This window comes from Shinella sp. HY16 (assembly GCF_028534175.1).
GTDB lineage: Bacteria > Pseudomonadota > Alphaproteobacteria > Rhizobiales > Rhizobiaceae > Shinella.
This window is the reverse complement of sequence record NZ_JAHYXL010000009.1, coordinates 85,641-107,205: the sequence shown is the minus strand read 5'-3', so window position 1 is coordinate 107,205 and position 21,565 is coordinate 85,641. Positions and strand designations below refer to the sequence as shown.

Annotated in this window: 25 protein-coding genes and 2 pseudogenes; 10 read left to right on the top strand and 17 right to left on the bottom strand. The window is 58.4% G+C overall.

Annotated features, from left to right (window positions below):
• Positions 1-41: 41 nt before the first annotated feature.
• The 5 genes from K0P03_RS34750 to K0P03_RS34730 are packed head-to-tail and all read right to left on the bottom strand — an operon-like array spanning position 42 to position 2,214.
• A complete protein-coding gene (locus K0P03_RS34750; protein ID WP_272792186.1) occupies positions 42-278 on the bottom strand; it encodes a hypothetical protein in 237 nt (78 codons plus the stop codon).
• Between the two features lie 10 nt (positions 279-288).
• Complete coding sequence (locus K0P03_RS34745) at positions 289-420, bottom strand: hypothetical protein (RefSeq protein ID WP_272792185.1); 132 nt, start codon at positions 418-420, stop codon at positions 289-291.
• Positions 421-459: 39 nt separating this feature from the next.
• Positions 460-735 carry a hypothetical protein gene (locus K0P03_RS34740; RefSeq protein ID WP_272792184.1) on the bottom strand — a complete coding sequence of 92 codons (276 nt, stop codon included), beginning with the start codon at positions 733-735 and terminating at the stop codon, positions 460-462.
• A 28-nt stretch (positions 736-763) separates the two neighbouring features.
• Positions 764-1,762, bottom strand: a complete 999-nt coding sequence (locus K0P03_RS34735; protein ID WP_272792183.1) for a hypothetical protein — start codon at positions 1,760-1,762, stop codon at positions 764-766.
• Complete coding sequence (locus K0P03_RS34730; protein WP_127625878.1) at positions 1,759-2,214, bottom strand: DUF3846 domain-containing protein; 456 nt, start codon at positions 2,212-2,214, stop codon at positions 1,759-1,761. Before K0P03_RS34730 ends, K0P03_RS34735 begins: the two co-directional genes overlap by 4 nt.
• Before the next feature lie 726 nt (positions 2,215-2,940).
• Between K0P03_RS34730 and K0P03_RS34725 the strand changes: the two genes are divergently transcribed.
• Positions 2,941-3,459, top strand: coding sequence for a helix-turn-helix domain-containing protein (locus tag K0P03_RS34725; RefSeq protein WP_272792182.1), 519 nt, complete (start codon positions 2,941-2,943; stop codon positions 3,457-3,459).
• 168 nt (positions 3,460-3,627) lie between these two features.
• Positions 3,628-4,206, top strand: coding sequence for a hypothetical protein (locus K0P03_RS34720; protein ID WP_272792181.1), 579 nt, complete (start codon positions 3,628-3,630; stop codon positions 4,204-4,206).
• A gap of 34 nt (positions 4,207-4,240) precedes the next feature.
• On the opposite strand, the gene K0P03_RS34715 is transcribed toward K0P03_RS34720, so the two are convergent.
• Positions 4,241-4,588 (bottom strand): hypothetical protein, encoded by a 348-nt coding sequence (locus K0P03_RS34715; RefSeq protein ID WP_174060420.1) that lies wholly within the window; start codon positions 4,586-4,588, stop codon positions 4,241-4,243.
• Between the two features lie 175 nt (positions 4,589-4,763).
• On the opposite strand from K0P03_RS34715, the gene K0P03_RS34710 reads away from it, so the two are divergent.
• From K0P03_RS34710 to K0P03_RS34700, 3 genes are read left to right on the top strand one after another with little or no spacing between them, the layout of a single operon-like run.
• Positions 4,764-5,195: a LexA family protein gene (locus tag K0P03_RS34710; RefSeq protein ID WP_272792180.1), complete on the top strand. Its 432-nt coding sequence runs from the start codon at positions 4,764-4,766 to the stop codon at positions 5,193-5,195.
• Entirely contained in the window at positions 5,192-6,463 is a 1,272-nt protein-coding gene (locus tag K0P03_RS34705; protein WP_272792179.1) for a Y-family DNA polymerase, read from the top strand. Before K0P03_RS34710 ends, K0P03_RS34705 begins: the two co-directional genes overlap by 4 nt.
• Before the next feature lie 44 nt (positions 6,464-6,507).
• A complete protein-coding gene (locus K0P03_RS34700) occupies positions 6,508-6,819 on the top strand; it encodes a hypothetical protein (protein WP_272792178.1) in 312 nt (103 codons plus the stop codon).
• A gap of 28 nt (positions 6,820-6,847) precedes the next feature.
• Here the strand turns inward: K0P03_RS34700 and K0P03_RS34695 are convergent, their stop codons facing one another.
• Positions 6,848-7,012 carry a hypothetical protein gene (locus K0P03_RS34695; RefSeq protein ID WP_272792177.1) on the bottom strand — a complete coding sequence of 55 codons (165 nt, stop codon included), beginning with the start codon at positions 7,010-7,012 and terminating at the stop codon, positions 6,848-6,850.
• Between the two features lie 199 nt (positions 7,013-7,211).
• On the opposite strand from K0P03_RS34695, the pseudogene K0P03_RS34690 reads away from it, so the two are divergent.
• Positions 7,212-7,472, top strand: a pseudogene (locus tag K0P03_RS34690) (IS110 family transposase); the annotation flags it as partial.
• A gap of 110 nt (positions 7,473-7,582) precedes the next feature.
• Here the strand turns inward: K0P03_RS34690 and K0P03_RS34685 are convergent.
• Genes K0P03_RS34685 through K0P03_RS34675 form a run of 3 tightly spaced genes read right to left on the bottom strand, consistent with a single transcriptional unit; the run spans position 7,583 to position 11,177 of the window.
• Positions 7,583-8,587, bottom strand: a complete 1,005-nt coding sequence (locus K0P03_RS34685; RefSeq protein ID WP_269704331.1) for a site-specific integrase — start codon at positions 8,585-8,587, stop codon at positions 7,583-7,585.
• Positions 8,584-9,951: a tyrosine-type recombinase/integrase gene (locus K0P03_RS34680; protein ID WP_272790526.1), complete on the bottom strand. Its 1,368-nt coding sequence runs from the start codon at positions 9,949-9,951 to the stop codon at positions 8,584-8,586. Before K0P03_RS34680 ends, K0P03_RS34685 begins: the two co-directional genes overlap by 4 nt.
• On the bottom strand, positions 9,948-11,177 hold the full coding sequence (locus K0P03_RS34675; RefSeq protein ID WP_269704327.1) for a site-specific integrase: 1,230 nt from the start codon (positions 11,175-11,177) through the stop codon (positions 9,948-9,950). Before K0P03_RS34675 ends, K0P03_RS34680 begins: the two co-directional genes overlap by 4 nt.
• A 131-nt stretch (positions 11,178-11,308) precedes the next feature.
• On the opposite strand from K0P03_RS34675, the pseudogene K0P03_RS34670 reads away from it, so the two are divergent.
• A pseudogene (locus tag K0P03_RS34670) lies at positions 11,309-12,076 on the top strand (IS110 family transposase); the annotation flags it as partial.
• A gap of 704 nt (positions 12,077-12,780) precedes the next feature.
• Here the strand turns inward: K0P03_RS34670 and K0P03_RS34665 are convergent.
• Genes K0P03_RS34665 through K0P03_RS34645 form a run of 5 tightly spaced genes read right to left on the bottom strand, consistent with a single transcriptional unit; the run spans position 12,781 to position 17,001 of the window.
• Positions 12,781-13,083: an I78 family peptidase inhibitor gene (locus tag K0P03_RS34665; protein ID WP_272792176.1), complete on the bottom strand. Its 303-nt coding sequence runs from the start codon at positions 13,081-13,083 to the stop codon at positions 12,781-12,783.
• A complete protein-coding gene (locus K0P03_RS34660) occupies positions 13,083-13,415 on the bottom strand; it encodes a hypothetical protein (RefSeq protein WP_272792175.1) in 333 nt (110 codons plus the stop codon). The genes K0P03_RS34665 and K0P03_RS34660 overlap by 1 nt, the downstream gene beginning before the upstream one ends.
• Positions 13,412-14,302 (bottom strand): abortive infection family protein, encoded by an 891-nt coding sequence (locus K0P03_RS34655; RefSeq protein WP_272792174.1) that lies wholly within the window; start codon positions 14,300-14,302, stop codon positions 13,412-13,414. The genes K0P03_RS34660 and K0P03_RS34655 overlap by 4 nt, the downstream gene beginning before the upstream one ends.
• A gap of 12 nt (positions 14,303-14,314) precedes the next feature.
• Entirely contained in the window at positions 14,315-14,998 is a 684-nt protein-coding gene (locus tag K0P03_RS34650) for an SOS response-associated peptidase (protein ID WP_272792173.1), read from the bottom strand.
• A 26-nt stretch (positions 14,999-15,024) separates the two neighbouring features.
• Positions 15,025-17,001: a hypothetical protein gene (locus K0P03_RS34645; RefSeq protein WP_272792172.1), complete on the bottom strand. Its 1,977-nt coding sequence runs from the start codon at positions 16,999-17,001 to the stop codon at positions 15,025-15,027.
• Between the two features lie 190 nt (positions 17,002-17,191).
• Here K0P03_RS34645 and K0P03_RS34640 point away from each other — a divergent pair, with 190 nt between their 5' ends.
• On the top strand, positions 17,192-17,746 hold the full coding sequence (locus tag K0P03_RS34640; protein ID WP_272792171.1) for a recombinase family protein: 555 nt from the start codon (positions 17,192-17,194) through the stop codon (positions 17,744-17,746).
• A gap of 88 nt (positions 17,747-17,834) precedes the next feature.
• Here the strand turns inward: K0P03_RS34640 and K0P03_RS34635 are convergent, their stop codons facing one another.
• Positions 17,835-18,509, bottom strand: coding sequence for an ArsR/SmtB family transcription factor (locus tag K0P03_RS34635; RefSeq protein ID WP_272792202.1), 675 nt, complete (start codon positions 18,507-18,509; stop codon positions 17,835-17,837).
• 79 nt (positions 18,510-18,588) lie between these two features.
• Here K0P03_RS34635 and K0P03_RS34630 point away from each other — a divergent pair, with 79 nt between their 5' ends.
• Together K0P03_RS34630 and K0P03_RS34625 are read left to right on the top strand one after the other, a co-directional pair.
• Positions 18,589-18,942 (top strand): DsrE/DsrF/TusD sulfur relay family protein, encoded by a 354-nt coding sequence (locus tag K0P03_RS34630; protein ID WP_272792170.1) that lies wholly within the window; start codon positions 18,589-18,591, stop codon positions 18,940-18,942.
• Positions 18,942-20,132, top strand: a complete 1,191-nt coding sequence (locus K0P03_RS34625) for an MFS transporter (RefSeq protein ID WP_272792169.1) — start codon at positions 18,942-18,944, stop codon at positions 20,130-20,132. Before K0P03_RS34630 ends, K0P03_RS34625 begins: the two co-directional genes overlap by 1 nt.
• 179 nt (positions 20,133-20,311) lie before the next feature.
• Here the strand turns inward: K0P03_RS34625 and K0P03_RS34620 are convergent, their stop codons facing one another.
• Positions 20,312-21,520 (bottom strand): MFS transporter, encoded by a 1,209-nt coding sequence (locus tag K0P03_RS34620; protein ID WP_272792168.1) that lies wholly within the window; start codon positions 21,518-21,520, stop codon positions 20,312-20,314.
• Positions 21,521-21,565: the final 45 nt, after the last annotated feature.

Genomic DNA, 21,565 nt, shown 5'->3' with positions numbered 1-21,565 from the left:
TCCCTCCTGATGTCGGGCCGCATCGAAATGCGGCCCAGGTCCTATTTGAACAGCGGCATTGACCGCTTATTGGTCAGGCTGGCGCGGTCGGTCTCAAAGCGGTAGCCGTCCCAATCCTTCCACGCTTCCCAACCTGTCGCGGTGGCGCGTCCATACCAGACGCGCACCCTGACCTTATTGTTTCTAAGGTCCTCGACAACCTCAACCGTGTGGCTCCCGCCTAAACCGGAGGGCGTGTCGAAGACCTCAACGCTTCGGCGCTGGCCGTTGCTTTTCATGCTTCGCCTCCTACAGCCGGAAATGGGCAACCAAGCCCTGATTGGCTCGGTGGCTTGCCAGTGCATAGGCGCACGCCTGCGCCAGAAGGTCGGGATTCTCTGTCATGCCCGACTTCGCGCGTCCCTTGATGTCGGCTTTCAAGTCGTCATCGCTGGTCCCAACGTGCATGTTTCCCACAATCTAGCGCAATTGCGCATAGGGGATCTCGTCAACGCGCCGAACAGGCAGGGCCGAAATCAGACCCTTGCGCTGACTGGCTGCCTCTCCGGCCTCACTTGCCTCCTTCTTGGTCGGGAAATAGGCTTTCACCAGTTGGCGGCGCTGCGCGTCGGCGGCGCTCATGAAAGCGTTCGAGCCGTCTTCTTGGGTGTATAGGCTCCAGTCGGCGGCACTGCCGCCGAACATGGCGTCGCCTCGGCCGGAAAACTCCATGACTGTAAAAATTTGCTCATTCATGTGGGGATCCTCTGTTTTCCGGGGCTGATCAAGCGGCGCTGTCGCCGCTGATCGATTTCAAGACGCACTTGGCCGCATAGCGTCCGGCCTCGTTCAAGTTGCGCTGCCACGCTCCTTGCGATGGGGACCAGCGGAACCCGTGAGATTTCAGGGTGCGCCGCGTCTGTTCGTCCGGCCTGCCGGGAAACAGCAATTGAATGCGGGCCATGTCGGCATTTTCCTTGACCGTGACGGCTCCTGCCTCCGTCTCGACGTCCTCGGCGCGGTCGCCGCGCTTCTTCATCGCAGCAAGCGAAGCGAGGCGGGTTTGCATGCGGCGCAGTTCGGCGCGGGTGTTGGTGGTGGAAAAACCGCGTCGGTTCTGCCACGGGGCAAGGGTAACGCCACGCGATGCCCTCTCCTCGTCCATGCCGGTTTCTGCCACCACACGGGCCAGAATGTCGGGTTCGCTCGCCTGATCCTTCTCCATCCGACGAATGACGACATTCGCCCGTTTCATCCGGTCGATGGACAGCGCCAGGTCTTCGATCCGCGAGGCGATGCGCTGCATGGCGGCCGGATCGCCGGAGCGGATCGGCTCGTCATCGGTCCCGTGGGGAAACGCCTTGCGCTTCACTGCCTTTTTCGCAGTCGCGATATGGGCCGAGACGTCAGCACGGCGGGCGTCTGATACTTGCATCCGCTTTTCATTGCGGGCGACGGGAAAGCGGGCAGGTCCGGTGATAAACCAGTTCATGCAACGGCCTTCCGCTGCCCAATACTTGCGGGTGATCTCGACATGACGGCGGGCAAAGGCCTCTAATTCAGCGTCAGGCAGGGGCAGTTTTGCTTGCTCCCACAGCTCCACCATGTAGGCGGCAAAGCCGTTCAGGCGCTCTGCCAGCCCTTCCAGTTCGGAAAGGGTGCGCCGCTCCGGAAAATGAGTAACGGCATGGAAGCTATGTTCGATGTCCTTCGCCGCGATGGTCGCGGCAAAGGTTCCGGCGAGAATGGACAGGGTGCGGTCCTCGACAACAGCGATGATCATCGGACTACCCCCGCCATGACGGTTGGGTGAGTGCGGGTGATGCGGGTCTGGAACCCGATCAAAGCGCCGCCCAGAATGACCCCATTGGGGGAATGCTCGTCTGCCTTGGCAAAGACCGGATCAAGAACCGGCTTGCAGACGTTCAGGCGGGCCGCTGCTTCCTCAATGCTGATCTGCGGCGGTAGGACATGCGAGCCGTCCAGGCTGGCAAGAACGATCTTTCCAGCCAATGGCTGCGGGTAGCCATCAAAGACAGTGAAAGCGGTCAAGCCGTCGCGCAAACCCTCCTCATCGACGATAAGAACGTGGTTCGTGTCGAATGGCACCACCTCGACAAGCTGGCATCCAATCAGCCCGTAGGTTTGAGAAAACGCGCTCGGCGCGGCGACCTCTGCGGCTTGAATGGTCCCGGCTTCCGGGTCCAGCAGGTAAACGGTTGCGGTTGTGGTCATAGTCTAGCCCTTTCTCCAATTCCGCGAAGCGGTCTTCTCGTGCCCCTCGTGGGCAGGAGCCCCGCTCCTGCTCCCGAGCTCGCGCGGAGCAGCGGGGGAGAGGGTGGCAAGGGGATAAAAACGGAGGGGGTTCGCCCGCCCGAGGCAGAGCCGATGGGGCGGCGCGTTAGCGGCGATCCTGCACGAAAGCGCGGCCTTAAGGCTGCGCGAAGGAAGGACGGGGAGACCGTTTTTTCCCCTTGTGAGGGAGAGGGGGCGGCGCTCCTCTTTCCCTCATCAAAGAGACAGACAGGACGCCTCTGGCGTCACTGCTTCATCGTGACGGGGTCCGGACTCACCGTGACTGGTGCTGATGACTGTGAGGAGCTTTTCAAGATGCGGAAAGGCCGCCCCGATCAGGCGGGGCGGCCTCCGTAGGCACGCGACAAGAAAGGGCTAGAGACTTGCCACGACCTGACTTGATCAGTAGCCAATATGGGTCGATCGGGAGAGGCTGTAAATGTCGGTACCGATTTTTGCCCAAGATGCATGTGATCGAAGGCGAAGCCGCAGCGCAACCGATCGTCACCCGAATGGGCGGAGACAGCGTCTGCTGGCTCCGTGCCGAAGGCATAGAGCGGGGTCGCAAAGCGATGCGCTAAAGTAGCTATTCAGGGTAGACTTTCGAGGTACCATCTTTATTTGTTCCAGAGGAATAACGATTAATTTCCAGTGTGGTTGGTGGCAATGGCAGGTTTCGGACTCGAGCAGTGGGTAAGCTATCTCGGACTTGAACGCGTTGACGACCCGAACAAGGATTATCCCGTTTATCGCAAGCGGCTCGACGGAAAGATCATCGATCTCAAGGAACTGGATCTGCTTGTTGCTCAGAGACTGCGTGACCTGCGAACCGACCGACAGATTGCACAAGCCAAAGTCGCTACACTGCTGGGGGTGAAGGAGGCGACCTATTCCCGTTACGAGAACGCCTCTTCCTTGATGACCGTCGGACGGCTGATCCACGTTTTCGAGGTCCTGGATATCACTCCAGAAGAATTCTTCGATCCCTTCGTCAACGAACGGCCTACGCATCCCAAAGGCAAGTCACGCAAAGAAGTGAGAAACAAGCTGATGGGAGAAACGGTCGACCACCTGAAAAAGCTCGACGATACGGCCTTGAAGATGGTGCATGACCTGGTGATAGCCATGGAGCCCCGGACGGTCGGAAGGCAGAAAAGGAATGGCGCGGCGAAAGCCGCGCCATGACACTCAGCGGGTTGGCTTTGGTTTCCGCCGCGCGCCGGCCGCCTTTGGCGATCAGCCGGCGCTCATGCGGCGTCATTTCTAGATTAACGAAGCCTGCACCAACTCACTAAACGCAAAATCCACTTCCTTGGCGTAGCAGGACGGCTTTCCAACGGAACAGACAGGTGTTTGGTGCTCCCGGAACTATCGACAATTGCTAAAGAAATCGGCAACGCTTCGCTAATGCAGGCGGTCGCCATCTTCATCGCTTTATTCACATTGAGCACGAAGATCCGCAAAGCTTGGAAGGAACGGCACGCTGCCCGTATACAGGCAGAAGAAAAGTTCTTCTCTGGTCGAGAAAAAACGGATGCTGTCCTGCAGCTCGCTTATGAGCAGAGCTTCGGATCTCACGCAACAGTGCCAGAGATTAAGGCATTGCTAAACCACCCTACCGACGCAGTGGGCGTTGCTCGGGCACGCGCAAAAGCCGGGCCGCATATAATTTGGACGGGAACATGGTTTGTGATGCGTAGCAAGGTGTCCAACGGCTGGAGATTGTTCCTTTACGCCGCGTGGGTGCTGATTCCGGGTGCAGTTGGTGTCGCAACCTTGACCTATGCTGTACCCGCACTTTTGTACGCGCAGTACCTGATCGGCTTCCTGCTCTTGGCCGAGACGGCTGTCTTGTTTGCAGCATGTTTTCTGAATTTTCGGGACTTCGACAATTATGCTGCCGCTCGTCGCTTAACTAAGAGCAAACCTTGAAGCTCGCCAACTGGATGCCACAGCAAGGCATATATCAGTGAAGCGAAGGTGCTGGCTCCTGCAGCAGCTTTACCATCTGCCTTACGACCGTTCGCAGCTTCCTCCAGTCGCGTAGATCGCCTTCGTTCACGCGCTCTTGGATTGCGGTCAGGATCCATCCGACGCAGGCGATATCGTCTGCAGCGCGATACTCGTCCGATCGATGAAAGCAAGCGATGATGCGAGGGCGCGCGCCTTCCTCAGTCTTCGGAATCTTCGAGACCAGGTCCTGCGCTTCTCGATAGGCCCTTGCCACACGCTTGAGATCGTCCGGCCCAGCTTGGGTAATCATGCCGACGGTCCACATCAGGGTATTTGAAAGGTGCTCCACTTCGTCAGTCATGGTGATCCTCGTCCTCTCCACTGTGACAGCGCCTCCAAAAGCTACCACCATGCAGACACTCGCGTTAGCTGCAGATCTGCAGATTAGGATCGCGTAATTTTCTATCTTGATTTTTGATGCCCCCTGTGTTCCCTGTTTGTTCCTTTCGCTACCAGTCGTGAAAGGATCGAATTGAATGCTCGCCGGCCTGAAAATCGAGGCAGAAATCTATGTGCCTCTCATGCTCCACGGGTTATGCGCCGGCTTTCCATCACCCGCAGATGACTACGTCGAAGAGTCCATCGACCTTACCAAGCTCCTGATCCGGAACCCGCCGGCAACCTTCCTGTGGAAGGTCGACGGCAATTCGATGCGAGACGCCGGGATCTTCCATGGGGATCTGATCGTGGTCGACCGAAGCGTGCGGCCGGTCGATGGCGATATCGTCGTGGCGACCGTGCACGGCGAGCGATCATTGAAGCGGCTGCGCATGACGGGTGGTCGTCCGCGGCTGATGTTTGAGAATTCGGACATGCCGCTGTTCGACCTTCCGGAGATCGCGGAAGTCGAGATCTGGGGTGTCGCACTTTGCAACGTCCACTGGCTGCGACCGAGGAAGAAGGGATGACCTCATTCGCGCTGATTGACGGCAACTCATTCTATTGCTCCTGCGAGCGCGTCTTTGACCCTGCTATCGCAAAGCGGCCGGTGATTGTTCTGTCCAACAACGACGGATGCGCCGTTGCCAGAACGGCGGAGGCCAAGGCGCTCGGCATTGGTATGGGCGAACCCTACTTCAAGATCCGCGATCTCTGTCGTGACAATAATGTGGCGGTCTACTCCAGCAACTACACCCTTTATGGCGACATGAGCGCCAGGCTGAATGCGATCTATCGGCAATGGTCTCCGGATGTTGAGGTCTATTCAATCGATGAAAGCTTTTTGGATATGACCGACATCAGGCCCGCCGATCGCGTCGCCTTCGGACGCGATCTTCGGTCCACGGTTCAGCAATGGACCGGGATCCCGACCTGTGTCGGCATTGGCCCGAGCAAGACACTGGCGAAGTTCGCAAACCACGTTGCAAAGAAGAACCCGGAGCTTGGCAGCGTCTGCGACCTGACAGATGCAGCCGTTAGGCAACGCTGGCTCGATTGCGTCGAGGTTGGGGAGGTTTGGGGCGTCGGATCGGCATCAGAGCGAAAACTATTCGGCCTGGGCATTGAGACGGCCGGCGACCTGGCTCGCGTTGATGCGCGGCTTGCCCGCAATCTCCTGAGCGTGGTGGGCGAGAGGACTGTTCTGGAGCTGCAGGGCATTTCATGCCTGCCGCTTGAAGACGTGCCGCCACAACGGAAGGGCTGCGCCGTAACCCGATCCTTTGGAACGCCGGTTACGGATCTGGCCGGATTGCTTGAGGCAGTCGCGGCCTATGCGATGAGGGCGGGAGAGAAGCTGCGCCGGCATGGTCTTGAGGCGACACATATGGCGGTCTTCATGCATACGTCGCGCTTCAACTCGAGTGACAAACCGCATTCGGCTCAAACAACGGTCCATTTCCCCGAGGCTTCGAACGATACTTTTGATCTGATCCGGGCTGCTCAGAGCGGAGCGCGCAAGATCTTCAGGGACGGCCATCGCTACGCAAAGGCCGGCATCATCATGAACGATTTGGTGCGGGCGGAGTCACAGCCGCGGCCCCTGTTCGATGCGCGGGACCGTAACCAGTCGGAACGGCTGATGACAGCCCTGGATGCGGTCAATGGGAAATTTGGGCGTGGCTCGCTTATCCCGGCCTCTGCCGGCATCAAGCGCGACTGGCAAACCAAGTTTGACCGTCGATCGCCGCGCTACACAACCAATGTCAAGGAACTGCCTCTGGTAAGGGCGGGATAATCCTTGTAGTCAAATGCTTGCGCTAATGCCTTCAGGAGATGCCTATGAAGCTGGAAGATGCGATGTTTCTTTGGATGCCGGTGGATGATGACCTCTACAGCGGGAATCCGCGACAAGGACGCTTGATCGTCGTCCAACGCGGTCAGAATGATGCCGAATATCCAATGTCCGCTGGTGCCTGTGACCTTGATTGGAATGAGGCTGAAAGCCATGCCGCACGCATTGGAATGCTCCAGGAACACCTGTCCGAAATGATATGGAATAACGGAGTTAGCAAGGAGGCGGTCTTGGCGGCACTTGCGCAGATCGACGACATCAACCCGCTTCAGCTCGATCTTGACCAGCGACCGAATTAAGTCGGTTGGAGCATGCCTTTGAGCCGCCCTAGTGGGGCGGCTCGGCGCTGATCAGCGCATCGAATGCGGCCTCTTCTTCGGCAAACTTCGCTTCGGCCGCCGCCAGCTCGACTGCGATCTGCTGACGCTCGGCCTGGTCGATTGACGCTGCAAGTTCGGCGCGCAGTTCGTTGATGTGTTCGTAAGTGGTCATCGTCGGCTCCTTTGAGTGAAAACAAAGGTGCGGGACCGACAAGGGAGGGTTTGGGTCAATGACCGCCGTAGGCGGCCTGCGGGGCGTGGGGGAGCCGATTTCGTTGCGCAGCGGCGAAATTGATGATGTGGACGGCCCTCCGAACCCGTCGCGCGAGATGCTAAGATCATTCTGCGCAACTCAGAGAAGGAACCGTGTCATGACTTTCGAGAAGATCACTGTCGTCGGCCTGGATCTGGCCAAGAACGTGTTTCAAGTTCATGCTATCGATGACGTCGGCAATGTTATTGTCCGGCGGCAGCTCCGCCGAAATCAGCTCCTGCATTTCTTCGAGCAGTTGCCACCCTGCCTCGTCGGCATGGAAGCTTGTTCGACTTCACATTACTGGGCGAGGGAACTCGGTGCCTTGGGCTTCGATGTGAAGCTTATGCCTCCGGTATATGTAAAGCCGTATGTGAAGTTATGGCGAGGTGAGCATAACTTGACTAATCACGAGGTCGTCGTAATGCGGAGGAGCGCGGCCTGATCGGCGGATTTTCGCCGTTCTTGTCGATGTTCCTCCGCATTATTTCAGAGTGTGTCGAGCCAGGCGAGCACGCTGGCATCGCGCTTCCAGGATGGCTGGCTGCCGGGTGTGGCTGGAACGGCGACCTTTTCCAGGGCTTTCCGCTTCGTTTCCAGATTGGCCCTGGCATAGTGGTTGGTCGTGTCGAGGCTGACATGACCGAGCCAGCTTCGGATGACCGTAATGTCGACGCCGGCCGAGATGAGGTGCACGGCGGTGGCGTGCCGGAAGGCGTGTGGCGTTACGTGCTTGGCACGCAGCGTTGGCATGGTTTCGGCCGCCGCCTTCACGTAGGCGGCGAGCTTGAACCGGACCCCGGAGGCGCTGAGCGGCTCGCCATAGCGGTTGACGAACAGCCGCTGGTCGGGCGCCCGTGGTTGCCGTTCAAGCAGTTTCCGCAGCAACATCACGGTTTCTGGCCAGAGCGGACAGATACGTTCCTTCCGTCCCTTACCGGTCAAACGCACGCAACTCGGGCTTTCGAACCGGATTGCTTCTGGGCAAAGGTCGAGCGCTTCCTGTATTCGTGCGCCGCTGTTGTAGAGGAACGAGAGCAGCGCATGATCCCGCATGCCCTCAATGGTCGAACGATCTGGCTGAGCGAGGATCGCCGTCACTTCCGCCGGATCCAGATAGCTCGGTTCCGACACCGGAGCGCGCTTGATCGGTATGTTGAGGATTTCCACGCATTGCGCGATCGATCCAGGATCCCTTGTGGCCACGAAGTGGAAGAAGCTGCGGATCGCCGCAAGCCGGCAGTTGCGCGTGCCGATCGTACCGCCACGGTCATGTTCGGCGTGACTGAGGAACGCGGCGACCTCGCTGGCGGCCAGATCGGCCAGCGTGATCATAGCCACCTTCTTCCCAGTACGCTGGGCGACGAACCGGAGCAACAACCGCCAGGTATCGCGGTATGATCGGACTGTATGGATGGATGCGTTGCGCTGCTCGACCAGCCATTCGTAGAAGAACGCGCGCAGCAGGGCCGGGAACCGGTCAACCTTGCTCATGGCCGCATCTCCTGCCCCATGCTGAGGCACGGTGCGCCAACTGCCCGGAACCGCTCATTCGCGTAATGCAGCAGCTCCTGCGTGACGGTGATGTAGACCAATGTAGAGTTGATATCCCTATGGCCGAGATAGGTCGCGAGGAACGGCAGGCGATCCTGCGGGTTGACACCCGTCCGGTACCATTCCAGGATTCTGTTCACGACCATCGAGTGGCGCAGGTCATGAACGCGAGGGCCCGCTTTTCCTCGCAATGGCTTCAACCCAGCGCGACGTATGACGTCAGAGAGCAACCACGTGATCATTTCCGGCGTGTAGTGACCGTCGCCTCGCTCGTGCCAGAACAAGCCGGAGCGCGCGTCCTGTGATCCACCGGCACGACGCCGTGCATCGACGTAGGCGCGAAGCTCGACTACAACGCTGTCGGGAAGCGGCAGTATCCGAGTCTTGAAGAACTTGGTCTGCCGGACGGTTACCGTACCGTCCCGCAGGTCAACGTCACCAAGATCGAGCCGGGCAAGCTCGCCGCGCCGCAAGCCTGCGCAATAGGCCAGCAGCAGCATTGTGTACATGCTCAGCGGCCGAAGCGGCACCCGTGGAGACGGATAGGTGCGGGCAACCTCGAGCATCCGCCGCACGTCGGCAGGCGAGTAGATATGAGCCTTTCGCCATTGCCTGGCCGCCTCCTTCCTCGGTCTCGGGTCCGGTCGCCGCACAGGTATCGACGGGTCGCGGTGACGAAGGATTTTCGCAAAGACGCGTTTGAGCTTTTCGCATTCCTCCACTTGGTGACGCGTGACATTCGTTGCCGCCCATCGATCAACCATGGCGCTCAGCGGTTCGGCCTCCGGTCCCGGATGCAGCTGCAGGAACCGGTCGAACCGCAAGAGCAACAGGGGCTGCGAAGTGTATTTGTATCCTCTGCGCCGCATCATCGCGACATGCTCAGCCATCATTTCGCCCAGCACGCTGCCGAACGGCCTGGGCTGGCGCAGTTCGGCGAGAGCCTGTTCCGGATCCCGCGACGCCAATGCCCGCCAGATGGGCATGCACTGCTTGATATTGCACGCATCTCGCAGAGCGGTGACGGGATTGCGTTCGATCGCGCCGATTTCCACCAGGCGTTCGAGGAACCGGTCAATGATGCGGGTGCGGTGTAGCCGCGTCGTCGCTGCCCAGCATTCGGCCGATTTACGCAGCCACGCAATCAGCACTTCCTGACCGAGTGCATCGTAACGTTCGGCCACATCCTGGAAGCCATGCAGGACCTGCCGATAACAGGCTCGGCTTTTCATGCTGTGCAGATCAAGGATCGCGACATGGCGGTCAATGATCGCGCGGTCGGGATCGGGCCAGCGGGCGGTCATGCCAGCACCTCCATTCCCGGCACGTCAAGCGCAATGGCCCTGAGGTCCTCGGTGGCGAGCTTGAGGTAGGGAGCCGTCGATCCCGTCGAACGGTGCCCCAGCACGTCGCCGATGACCTTTTGAGGCACCGCGACCCGCAACATCTCAACAGCGCGCGCATGGCGGAAGATATGGGGTCCACACTTACCAGGCGGTTGGACACCAGCGTCACGGAGCCACCGGCGAACCACGCTGTAAAGCTTGTCGAGCTTGCGATAGGGCGCGCGCGTGCGGAGGAAGATTTCCCTGGCGTCCGTCACGGGCCGCCCGGAACGCAGATAAGCAAGCAACGCTTCACCGACCGGCTCCATCAGGGGCAGCGATGTGCTGGCCCGCGTCTTGTGGTGGCGAACATGGATGGCTTCCGTCCGCCAGTCGATGTCCTCGATCCGCAGATTGCGGATCTCTCCAGACCGTAGCCCATATGTTGCAAGGAGTTGCAGGATTGCATGGTCCCGCAGCCCCGCTGGCGTCTTGTCCGCCCTCGCGGTTTCCAGCACCGCGGCGATCTGGTCTCGCTCCAGGATTGAGGGCACTCCTTCATATGCATAAAGCGTCGGAGCTATCACATGCCCTGACAGGTCCGTTGTGACGCGACCCGTGATGTGGAGATATCGCAGCAGCGAGCGAAGCCGCTCTGCGACAGACTTCAGCGAGCAGCGCGTCAGTTTCGGCGCGCGCAGATCCATGTAACGGTCTACGTCAACGACGCTCAGCCCCGCCAAGCCGCCGCTTCCGTAATCGATCTGCCAGGCAAGAAAGTTCCGGGCTTCCCACATCAGCGCTGCGACGCTGGAGCGAGCCAACCCGCGTTCCTCACGCAGCCAGATTTCGTATTCGTCACAAACTGCAAATCGGGCCACATCGGCCGCGCAGATAGGCTCGATTGCTGGCGGCCATTGACCGTGAGCAAGTCGCAACAGCGCATGAATTCCGGAGCGCGGAACCTCGTGCCAGCGTGCGCCGGGACGTCGACCACGCTCCTTTTCGAACTTTACGATCGCGTGCCGCAGGTATTGCTCTACCTGCACGTCGATCACGTCTGCGACCAGGATGCCCCGCTGTCCCAGATAATCGAGAAATCCAGATGCGTAGGTGCAGTAATTCCTCACCACGACCGGGCTGTATCGCTGACTGATAAGGGAGGAATTGAGTGCGGCAATTAGTTCGTGACGGATATAGGGCATTGGCGAGTCCTCTGTTGGTCGATTGACCCGCAGAGGTTCGGCACCGAATAATGCAAAGCAAGCCGATCGGAAAACAGCGAAAATCCGCCGATCAGGCCGCGCTCCTCCGCATTACGACGACCTCGTGATTAGTGAAGCGCGGGAAAAACGATGCAGCAGATGCCGAAGCGATTTGCGAGGCAGTCACCCGTCCAACCATGCGTTTCGTACCGGTGAAAAATTGCGAGCGTCAGGCTCTTCTTATGCAGCACAAAACTCGAGATCTTTTCGTGCGGCAGAGAACAGCTCTGATCAACGCACTCCGAGGCCATTTGGCCGAATTCGGCATTATCACGCCCCAAGGAAAGTTCGGGCTGAAAGCTGCCCTCGAAGCCTTACACGTCGCGAAAGACCATCTTCCTGAACCGTCGTGGCAACCCTTCAAGCACATTCAGATGCAGCTAGAAGAGCTGAGCAATAAGATCGCCGAGCTTGATCGCACCATAATGCAGTGGTGCCGGGACCAAGCTGCCGCTCGGAGGCTGATGACCATCCCAGGCGTCGGCTTTCTCACCGCGGCAGCAATCGCGGCTTCGGTTGGAAATGCCGAGGAATTCAAATCAGCGCGACAGTTCGCGGCTTGGCTTGGCTTAACGCCGCGACAAAATAGTAGTGGCGGAAAGCAGAGGCTAGGGCGGATCAGCAAGCAGGGCGATCGGACAATCCGACGATTGCTGGTAGTCGGCGCCACTGCCGTCATACGACGAGCGCGCATTGATGCTCCATCATTCCCGTGGATCGCGAAGCTCTTGCAGCGCAAACCGGCACGCATGGTGTCGGTAGCGATCGCAAACAAGACCGCCCGCGTCGCGTGGGCTCTTCTGAGAAGAGAGGAGACTTACCGGCACGCAGCCGTTTGAAGGAATCCGGCTCGGCAATCGTCGACCGGAGGAATGAAGGACTGAGTAATGATGGCGAACCGGTTGGACCGGGGATGGAGCAAAGCCTAGGTTCCCCCAGAGCCTTGAGCTCGACAAATTGATTGGCTCTCCATCCGCGGACTTCATCAGGGCCAGTGGCTACAATGCCACGATAGAAGGCCGGACACATGACTGAACCTGACCGATCCATCGATACAAAAGTCTTGCATTCCACGGGCCGTCCACACATGGGGGAACCGCGCATCATTGACGCGGACCCTCCCTTGTCGGTGTAATGGTTGATGTTGAGAGAGATTTTACCTCCCCGTATCTGTCCGTTACTTCAGATCGGAACTTGAGACTCCTCGCGGCGTTCTGGCGGCGGAGGGGCCGCGATGACAGATAGATCTCACGTATTCAGGCAGCTGGCCTGTAGTGACATGGTGCGTAAGGCAGCGCAGGCCCATGTGAAGCATCAGCCGTCAGGCTGAAGCTCGCAGCACTTCACCAGAAGAGAAAGCCCCTTAGAACCGGAATGCAGATTGAGCAGCTTGCAGGCCGCCTATCGCTTCCCCATATGGAATCTTGATCGACAAAGCGGGTCCTCCCAGCCGCCGCGTCGATCGTTCCCCTCTGGAGGCTTAGACCTTCACACCTCAAGGGCCGCGGCTACCGCTGGCCCTTTTTCTTTGGCGACAGATAAATCAGCCGCAGGTGGCCCGCGTGACCCGACCCGACGCCGGATCAGTCTCGATCGTCACCCGATCCTCGCGGAAGTCCTGGGTCACCATATCGCCAGGTTGGATCTGGCGAACCGTCTTGGCGCCGGTCCGCTGCATAGCCGCTTCGTCTGCCGGTTTGGGTTTGCCCATCAAACTCTGTGCGGCCTCGGCGTCACATAATGCTGTGACAGAGGGCGCGATGGTAAGATTGCCATTGCAGCCGCTCAGGGTCACGAGAACCGCTACAAGCACGACCTGCGTGTAGCCTTTTCTTCGAAGATCCATCAGCGACGCTCCCATACCTTCAAAAAAGGCAGGCCGCCTAGATCCGCAACCGCTTCTGCGGCAGCCTGACACGAAAGCGCAGAAAGGCTTTTTGCCATTTTCGGACGAAGGTCCTCAACTGCATCGGATGCTCGCTTGTACTCCTCGGCTGTCAAATGGCCGCCCATGGTGGCATCAGTGATCGAATAGAAATCATTGCAACGATCTTCTACGGCTAAAACAGCGGCCCAAAATCGAGCGAAATCATCAGCTTGATCTGCATGAGCCTGCGGTGTCGAAAAGATAGACATCAACTGCCCGGCAAGACATAGCGTCACAGTTCGAGTGATCATGATGTTCCCTTCAGCAACAGAGTGCGATGCTGTTTCAGCTCCCACGTCTCGATCAAAAAGAGAGCGAGCGAGCTTGCCGAATTGATCGCCAATCGAGCAATCCTTGCATCGATCCGCCGGTGTCCCTTCTCCCGCCCATGCGCGTCGCCGGCGTGTGTGCGCAAGGCGCCGATGCCCTTTGCGACAGAAGTCAGTCCGCTCAGGATTTGGCGAATGTCGTTCTCGATCTCAGGCGGCAGGCCCGATCGGCCCGGCGACAGTCCCAACGGCTCCTGAACGGCACGAATGAGCCCATCGATATCTTTCTTAGCGGGGAGCGGTAGGCCCAACTCAATCAGGATAGATCGGCAGACTGCTTCCACGAGGGAACATGCTGAAGTAACCGCATCCTCCGGATCCTCGGTGGCGCTCTTAAGGGCACGGCTGATGTCCAGTTGCACCGTGTCGAAATCGAGTCGTGTGACGGTTTCCGTGAAAGCAGTAACAACGACTCCTGCAGTTCCTCGCGTCACAACCTCGGCTTTGCCATTGACGGTCGTCACCGCAAGGCCATCGGCTGCAAGAGCGGCGTTCAAGTGCTCCTGCACTGCGATCGCCCTCGTCGGATCACTAAGGTACTCACGCGGATCCGAGACCTTCTGAATAACTCGCCTCAGCTTTTCGTCAGCATCCCATTGACCGGCAATCTGGCGGAGGAAGTCCATCGTTGCAGGCAACCTCGAACTAGCGCCGATTCTCATATCCAAGCCGCAATCCATGAAAAAGCGCTCGATATTTGGACCCGAGCGGTAGATTCCGATCGGCGGAGATATCTCGGGGCCTTGGCCGACGCCCCCGGTGATGACATCCGTCAGGGCTTTGATCACGTAAGGCGAAAACTGAGCCATCCGGTCTTGCCCTTAGAGAGAGTTGAGTATGGGCATCTTGGTGTCCATCCCATCATAGCGGGATGAATTCACCTCACGGCCTACGCGGTAAAACCCAAGCTGGCTGTCGATTTGGTGTTCAAGGAGAAACGCTTTCGCGTCGGCACCCTGCACTGAAGCATCCAGCCAAGTATCATAGGCTGATGGTCCCAGCATGACGGGCATCCGCGTGTGAATGTGAGCGATATGGTCGACCGCCGGCGCGGTGATGATCGTGCAACTGGTGATGCCAAGCTTGTCGTTATGTGCCCAAAGCCCGGCAAAGGAGAAGGGCTGGCCTTCCGGGAGCTGCAACAGCCATGGGTCCTTTTTCCCGTCCTCCTCGTTGGTCGTCCATTCGAAATAACCATCAGCCGGGATGAGGCAGCGCTTCGACTTGAAGGGCTCTCGGAATGCCCCGGAAGTGTCGACGGTCTCGATCCTCGCATTGAACATCGCGGCCTTCGGTAATTCCTTGGCGAAGAAGGGCACGAGCCACCAGCGCCCGTAGTCGATTTCGAGCTCACCGGCTTTGTCCTTGTGGGCAAAATAGACGCTTTGCGTCGGCGCGATGTTGTAGCGCGCCGGCATGTTCGACGGAGGCGGAGCCTCCGCGTGGATATTGTAGAGGGCGTGAATTTCGCTCCAAGTCATCGTATTCGTGAAACGGCCGCACATGCCTAAGTTTCCTTGGCTCAAAGCCCCTATATCTTTAGTTGCTTGAAAAAGGCCTCGTTTCGCAAACGGGCGTCCTTCAGGACATATTTATAGCTGAGCGCCTGCACAAAGCATCGGTAGTCGGCGTTATAGCCGTAGAAACCGCCCCCGCCTGGAAGGGGCACGTTAATCTGAGCAAGCTTAATCCATCGACGCATGTTCGGAGTGAAATCAGCTATGATGTAGCAGAAGAACGGAGTGTTCTGAGTAACCTCCTGAATTTGCCCGCCATTCTTGTCTAAGATGCGGCCGTTCTGCAGATCCTCGATATAACCGTAGATCTGTACGAAAGGATTCTCTTCCTCGTCGTAGTCGTTGCGCACTGGCTTTTTGAACTCGACAATGACAACGGGCTGATCAGTTCCAGGTCTGTGGTAGGCGGAGCGCCCTGCGAAGAGCAGCACATCAGGCCGGTCCGACGAAGTATGCTCTGCGACGATCTTCTTCAGCGCCTTATCAGAAGCCCAATATTCGTAGTAGGTCAGCTTGTCGTCGACGATCCAAAGATTGTGCTTATCAACATGCACTTCTTTGTTGGTGACCCTCATCGGAACGACAAAGCTATGAAGCGCTTCCTCAGAATGATGCCTCATAGTTCCATCAGGCTTATACTGAAGGCGTTTTTCTAAGAGATCGAGGACGATCTTACGCCGGACAGTGTAATCCGCGAGAACCGATTTCTCATGATCGGTTAGGCGACCCAGCAACGCTGTGACACCTTCTTCCACAGGGTCTTCTTCTCGTGGCTGTGTTCTGGAGAAAAGTTCGACTTTGCGCTCGATGTCGCGGTTATCACGATAGTCGAGAACGGCCAGTTGTTGGTAAATCTGCTCGGCCGTACGAAAGTTTCGCGGCACGCTTGAGACGACAAAATCTTTCGGATCGTCAACGAGATACGAGTACCGTGGATACTTCTTAATCACGGATTTCGTAATATCCGCCTGCTTTTGGATGACACGTTCAATAGGTGCCCGCAGAACATCTCTGATGGCTTCGAACGTCTTCCGCTTGATCGTCTCAAGGAGTTCGGCGTCGAGGTCGAAGGCAGTACGTTCAGAGTTCACAGAACTGTCGAATATCGGACCCGAGAGCACGCCTGCATAGGCGTATGATCGGCCTTCTCTCTCGATGTAAGTTACCAGCCCGAGGGCGAGCCCGATATCAAACTCGGTTACCACGCGACCATGAGCTGCAAGATAGATCTTGTGAGCAGCCTTTCCCTCGACGACGGATTTTTCAAGGAGGTTATGTTCTAGCTTTACTGTGACCTCATCGCTCACGGTAAGCGAGATGGAACTCAGTGCCTCCTCCTTTTCCTTAAGATAAGCGGCAAGCTCGATAGTGTCTGTTGGCCCTTCAATCGTGATTAAGGGTCGCACCGGGGAAATGAGATAGGGAAGGAAGTGAGCTACCACTTTCCGAACGATGGTGTCGAATTTAGTCGGAAAATGTTTGGCGTATGCAGACTTCATCCGCCGCAGGACAATTGTCGTCCCTGGTTCAACGCCACTAACGGCGTCCACTTTGAAGTCTGCCAGAGGCACGTCGTTGTCCAGCACCAAAGTAAAGGACCGCCGAAAAAGCTGGCCGTCCTGCTCATAGTGGCTGACTACATGCGCTTCCGAGAAGACCTTCAGCCAAGAAAGTCGGCCAAGCCCTTTGCCGCCGCGAAGCTCCTTATGGGCGCTATCATACGTCTTGAAAGAATTGAAGTTTTCTCTGTTTAAACCGATTCCGTTGTCCCGAATTTCAACGGAAGGATTGTTCGAATCGAGTTCTAAAAAGGAGATATCGATCCTTCCGCGCGTAGCCCACTCGTCATCGAAACGATCTTGGATGGCGTGCAAAGCATTGTAGACCGCTTCCCAGACCGGCACCAAGGAATTTGATGGGGTGGACGGCCCAAGCGCAAGATTGTGCACACGCCGAATTAGGTTTGGCTGAAATGTAGTATCTTCAATCATCGACTGCGTCCCCCATGCCTGCACTACAAATCAAAAACGCCAGCCTTTGCCAAGTTGAACCTGTTGTTGTGTTATTTGGGTATACCTCCTGAGACAATCTGCGTGAGACACATAACAGTGTATCATTTGGGTTGATTTTGAAGTTATGAGACGCTACATACTGAAGGTCTAGAACCTATTGAGACGTTTCATGGCAATTTACGGGTATGCGCGCGTCAGCACCATCGATCAGGATCTGGCGATTCAAGAGGCGGCTCTGAAGGCGGCCGGTTGCACGGTCATCCGGGCGGAAAAGAAATCCGGATCGACCAAGCAGGATCGGAGAGAGCTTAACACGCTTCTAGAATTCATGCGCGACGGCGACAGCCTGGTTGTAACGCGGGTCGATCGTCTGGCGCGGTCAGTTGGGGATCTGCAGGACATCGTACGGCTGCTCAAGCAAAAAGGGGTGACGCTGAAGGCGACGGAACAGCCGATCGACACGAGCTCGGCGGCCGGCAAAGCTTTCCTCGATATGCTCGGCGTATTCGCTGAGTTCGAGACGAACCTTCGTAGAGAAAGACAGATGGAAGGCATCGCCGCTGCAAAAAGCAGAGGGGTCTACAAAGGCAGGAAGCCTCATGTTGATGTTGCCGAGATCCGCCGACTAAAATCTGACGGGATGGGACCAACGGAAATTGCCAAGACGCTGAACATAGGTCGGGCAAGCGTTTATCGCGCCCTTAGAGAAGCCCCATCATCGTAGGGCAAGAAGGCGGCTTCGCGCCAAAAGGCGACATCATAGACATTGCAGTGTTTGGCTGGAGGGTCGCTCGGCTCAAAGAAAGCTGCCGCTAACAGTTCCCCCGAACCTGTTCCACCGCAAGCCCTGCTGCCCTCCACTCCGGCAAACCGTCCTCGAGGCGACGAGCCGTGAATCCGTGCTTTCGCAACTCAGCAACGGCCTCAAAGGACATGACGCACCAGGGTCCACGGCAATAGGCGACAATCTCGCGAGTAGTCTGGAGTTCAGGCAGACAACGTTCGAGCTCGGCCAGCGGCACATTGATCGCGCCAGGCAGATGGCCGAGCGCATATTCGTCCGCGGGTCGCACATCGATGACGGTCACGAGACCATCGTTCATGCGCGCGACCAGTTCGTTGCGCGAGACCGGCTCCAGATCGTCATGACGGTCAAACCAACCGCGCACCACGCGCTCCACCTCAGCTGAATGAGTCTCGGCGACCAGACGGATGGCAGCGAAAGCTGCAAGCACGCTCTCGTCGGCCAACTGGTAATGGACGAACTTGCCGTCGCGCTCGGAGGTGACGAGACCCGCCCGACGCATGGCCTGCAGGTGCTGCGAAACATTGGCAATCGGCAGGCCGAGTTTCATCGCCAACGCGTCGACGCTGCGGGGGCCTTGCGCCAGATGCTCGAGCAACTCCAGCCGCTGCGGATTGCCGAGCGCTTTGGCGACAGCGGCGAATTGCTCGTAAAGCGCCTGCTTGGGATTGCGGATTGACATGTTGTCCGAGGTCACGATACTTCATTCAATATAGTTATTGATTGTAGATTACCATACGCCGCCGGGAGGGGCAACGCAGATGAAGACGCTGATCATCCTGAACGATCCGCCCTACGGCACCGAACGTTGCTACAACGGGTTGCGGCTGGCCCACGCGCTCGCCAAGGCGAATGCAGCGAACTTGGTCACGGTGTTTCTTATGGCCGATGCAGTCGTCGCCGCAAAGGCAGGGCAGAAGACCCCAGATGGCTATTACAATATGGAACGGATGCTGAAGCGCGTTGTCTCCGGCAAGGGCGAGGTCTTGCTTTGCGGCACCTGTATGGACGCACGTGGCTTGAGCGAAACCGAGATGATGGACGGTGCCCGCCGCAGCACCATGGACGAACTAGCGGCTAATACCATCGCCGCCGACAAGGTTCTGGTATTCTGATGGCGTCTTCATTGATGCACAGGCAGGTCTTCCTGCTCGCCAGCGCGCAGGCGCTCTTCCAGACGGCCTCGGTCATGGTGATGACGGTTGGAGGGCTGGCTGGCAGCCACATCGCGTCACGGCCCGAATTGGCTACCATGCCGATCGCCGCCATGTTCCTGGGCACTGCGGCCGCGACTTTCCCGGCATCGATGTGGATGACGCGCGTCGGTAGGCGGGCGGGCTTTGTCCTAGGTGCGCTTCTTGGCGTGGCGGGTGGCGCGGCTGGGGCAGCTGGCATCTGGATCGGTTCGCTTATGCTGCTCTCCCTTGGCACTTTTCTGATCGGCAACTACCAGGCGTTTGCACAGTTCTATCGCTTCGCAGCGGGCGAAGTCGCGGATGATGCGTTCCGCCCACGCGCGATCTCGCTGGTTCTGGCCGGCGGCGTGGTAGCCGCGCTGGCGGGGCCGATGGTTGGCCGCTTTGGCGCAGATTTGTTTCCGGCTGAGTATGCCGGCTCGTTCCTGCTCCTGGCGCTCGTGTCGCTAATTGCCGCTGGCGTCCTCTCAGGATTGCGGGTCCCCGCGGCGAAAGAGGTCTCCGGCGCAACCGAGGCCGGTCGCCCATGGCAGGCTATCGTCTCGCAGCCTGCCTATCTGGTGGCGCTGTTCGGCGCGGCGACCGGTTACGGTGTGATGATCCTCGCCATGACCGCAACGCCGCTTGCGATGGTCCACCACCATCACGATCTCTCAACCGCTGCAACGGTGATCCAGCTTCACGTACTTGGCATGTTCCTACCGTCTTTCATCACGGGATCGCTGATCGCTCGCTTCGGCGTGCTTCAAATCATGCTGGCAGGCGTAGTGATCCTTGCCGGCCATGTGCTGCTCACGCTCACCGGGACAGGATTTAGCTCGTTTGCCAGTGCCTTGGTGTTCCTCGGGGTCGGATGGAATTTCCTCTACATAGGCGGGACGACGCTTGTCACGACGACCTACACGCCGACCGAACGTGGCAAAGCACAGGCGACTAACGACATGACCATCTTCGCAGTCGGCCTTGCCTCATCGTTGAGTGCCGCCGCTTTGCTGCAGGCATTCGGCTGGCAGATGCTTAACGTCATGCTCCTCCCTTGGCTGGGCCTGGCCGCTTCCTCACTCATCTGGCTTGGCTATCGACAGAGAGGAGCTAAGGCCGGTGTATGATGGATTGCCTAGAAGGCTGGCGCCCCAGAACACCTAATCATTTGTCCGCTAAGGGCCGGTGGCCGCCACGGCGCGCTAGCTCCAATAGGAGACATGACCTGCTTCGAGGTTGGAAGCTTGAATGGGGCCGACCGGAGACAGTCCGCTCCCTTCTGTGGTCCTGACAGCGGACCTCGCGCTCAAAGCTCCGTGCTTCTCGTCCGCTTGACCGTCGAGGCCAACATTGATGCGAGCAGCGCGTAGGCAAAACATCCCAGCGCTTGGCTTTCCAGCGAAACACCTCCATCGATCAGCAGACCCATGATGATCGGCGAAGCGCCGCTGGCGAGGACGGTACCTGCCTCGACGAAGGAACGCACCCTTGCCAATTCCAACGGGCCGAACAGGTCGACCCAAAGCGCGGTGGCGAGGGTCGAGGCAAGTGCCATCGAAGTTGCCATGAGCAGCATGTAGACAGGCGCGATCCACGGCGCGCTGATGTTTCCGAGCAAGAGCATGGCCAAGGCCTGCGGCAGAAGGAAGAACGGGAGCAGCCTCCTCGGGCCAACCTTATCAATCACCGGGCCGACGACCACCGAAGCGATCGCTTGCACGATTGCGAATACGGCGAAACTGGCGGCCACCGTTGCCAGATCCCAGCCTTTCTGCTCGGCAAGACGGGCCTGGTGGAAGAAAAAGCCGGTGACGATGAACGGTCCGGCCAATATCGCCGGAAGGGTGAGAAGAAGGCGTGCATCGCGCCAGACCGCCGGAGCCTTTCCTGCGTTGGCATCGGTACGGTCTTTCCGGCTTCGGATCGGCCTATCTCCCTGACGCGGCAAGAACATCAGAGCGACCGCCACGCCTGCGATAACCAGAACAGCATTGATCCCCCAGGCCGTGCGCCAGCCGAGCTGTTCCATCATGGTCACTCCGGCGATCGGGAACAGACCTTGCGCTACGGAGAGACCGAGCGCGATTACCCCGAGTGCCTTTCCGGCATCCTGCGGGAATGCGCGCGCCGTCGCGGTCAGTGCCGTGTGCGTCATAAGCCCCTGTCCACCGAGGCGGAGGAAATAGAAGGCGACGGCCAACATCACGAAGTTGGCGCTGATGGCAACCAGCACGCAAGCGGTCGCCAACAGCAGCGCCACCGCCCAAGTGAAGCGGCGAACGCTCGTATAGTCGATCAGCCGGCCTGCCCATGTCAGCGTCAGCGCACTGGCAAAGGTTCCAGCGGCATAGGTGGCTCCAAGCCCACCATCGGTCAGATTGAAGGCATCGCGGAAATAGGAGCCGGATACGGAGACAAAGTAGGTCTGGCCGAAGCTTGAGAGGGCCATCAACAGCGCACCGAACAGAAGCTGCTGCCAGTTGGCGCTGGCGAAATTGAAATAGCTGCGAACCATATGCATGTTCCACGGAGATATGCGCCCGAGGCGAGACCTGGACGT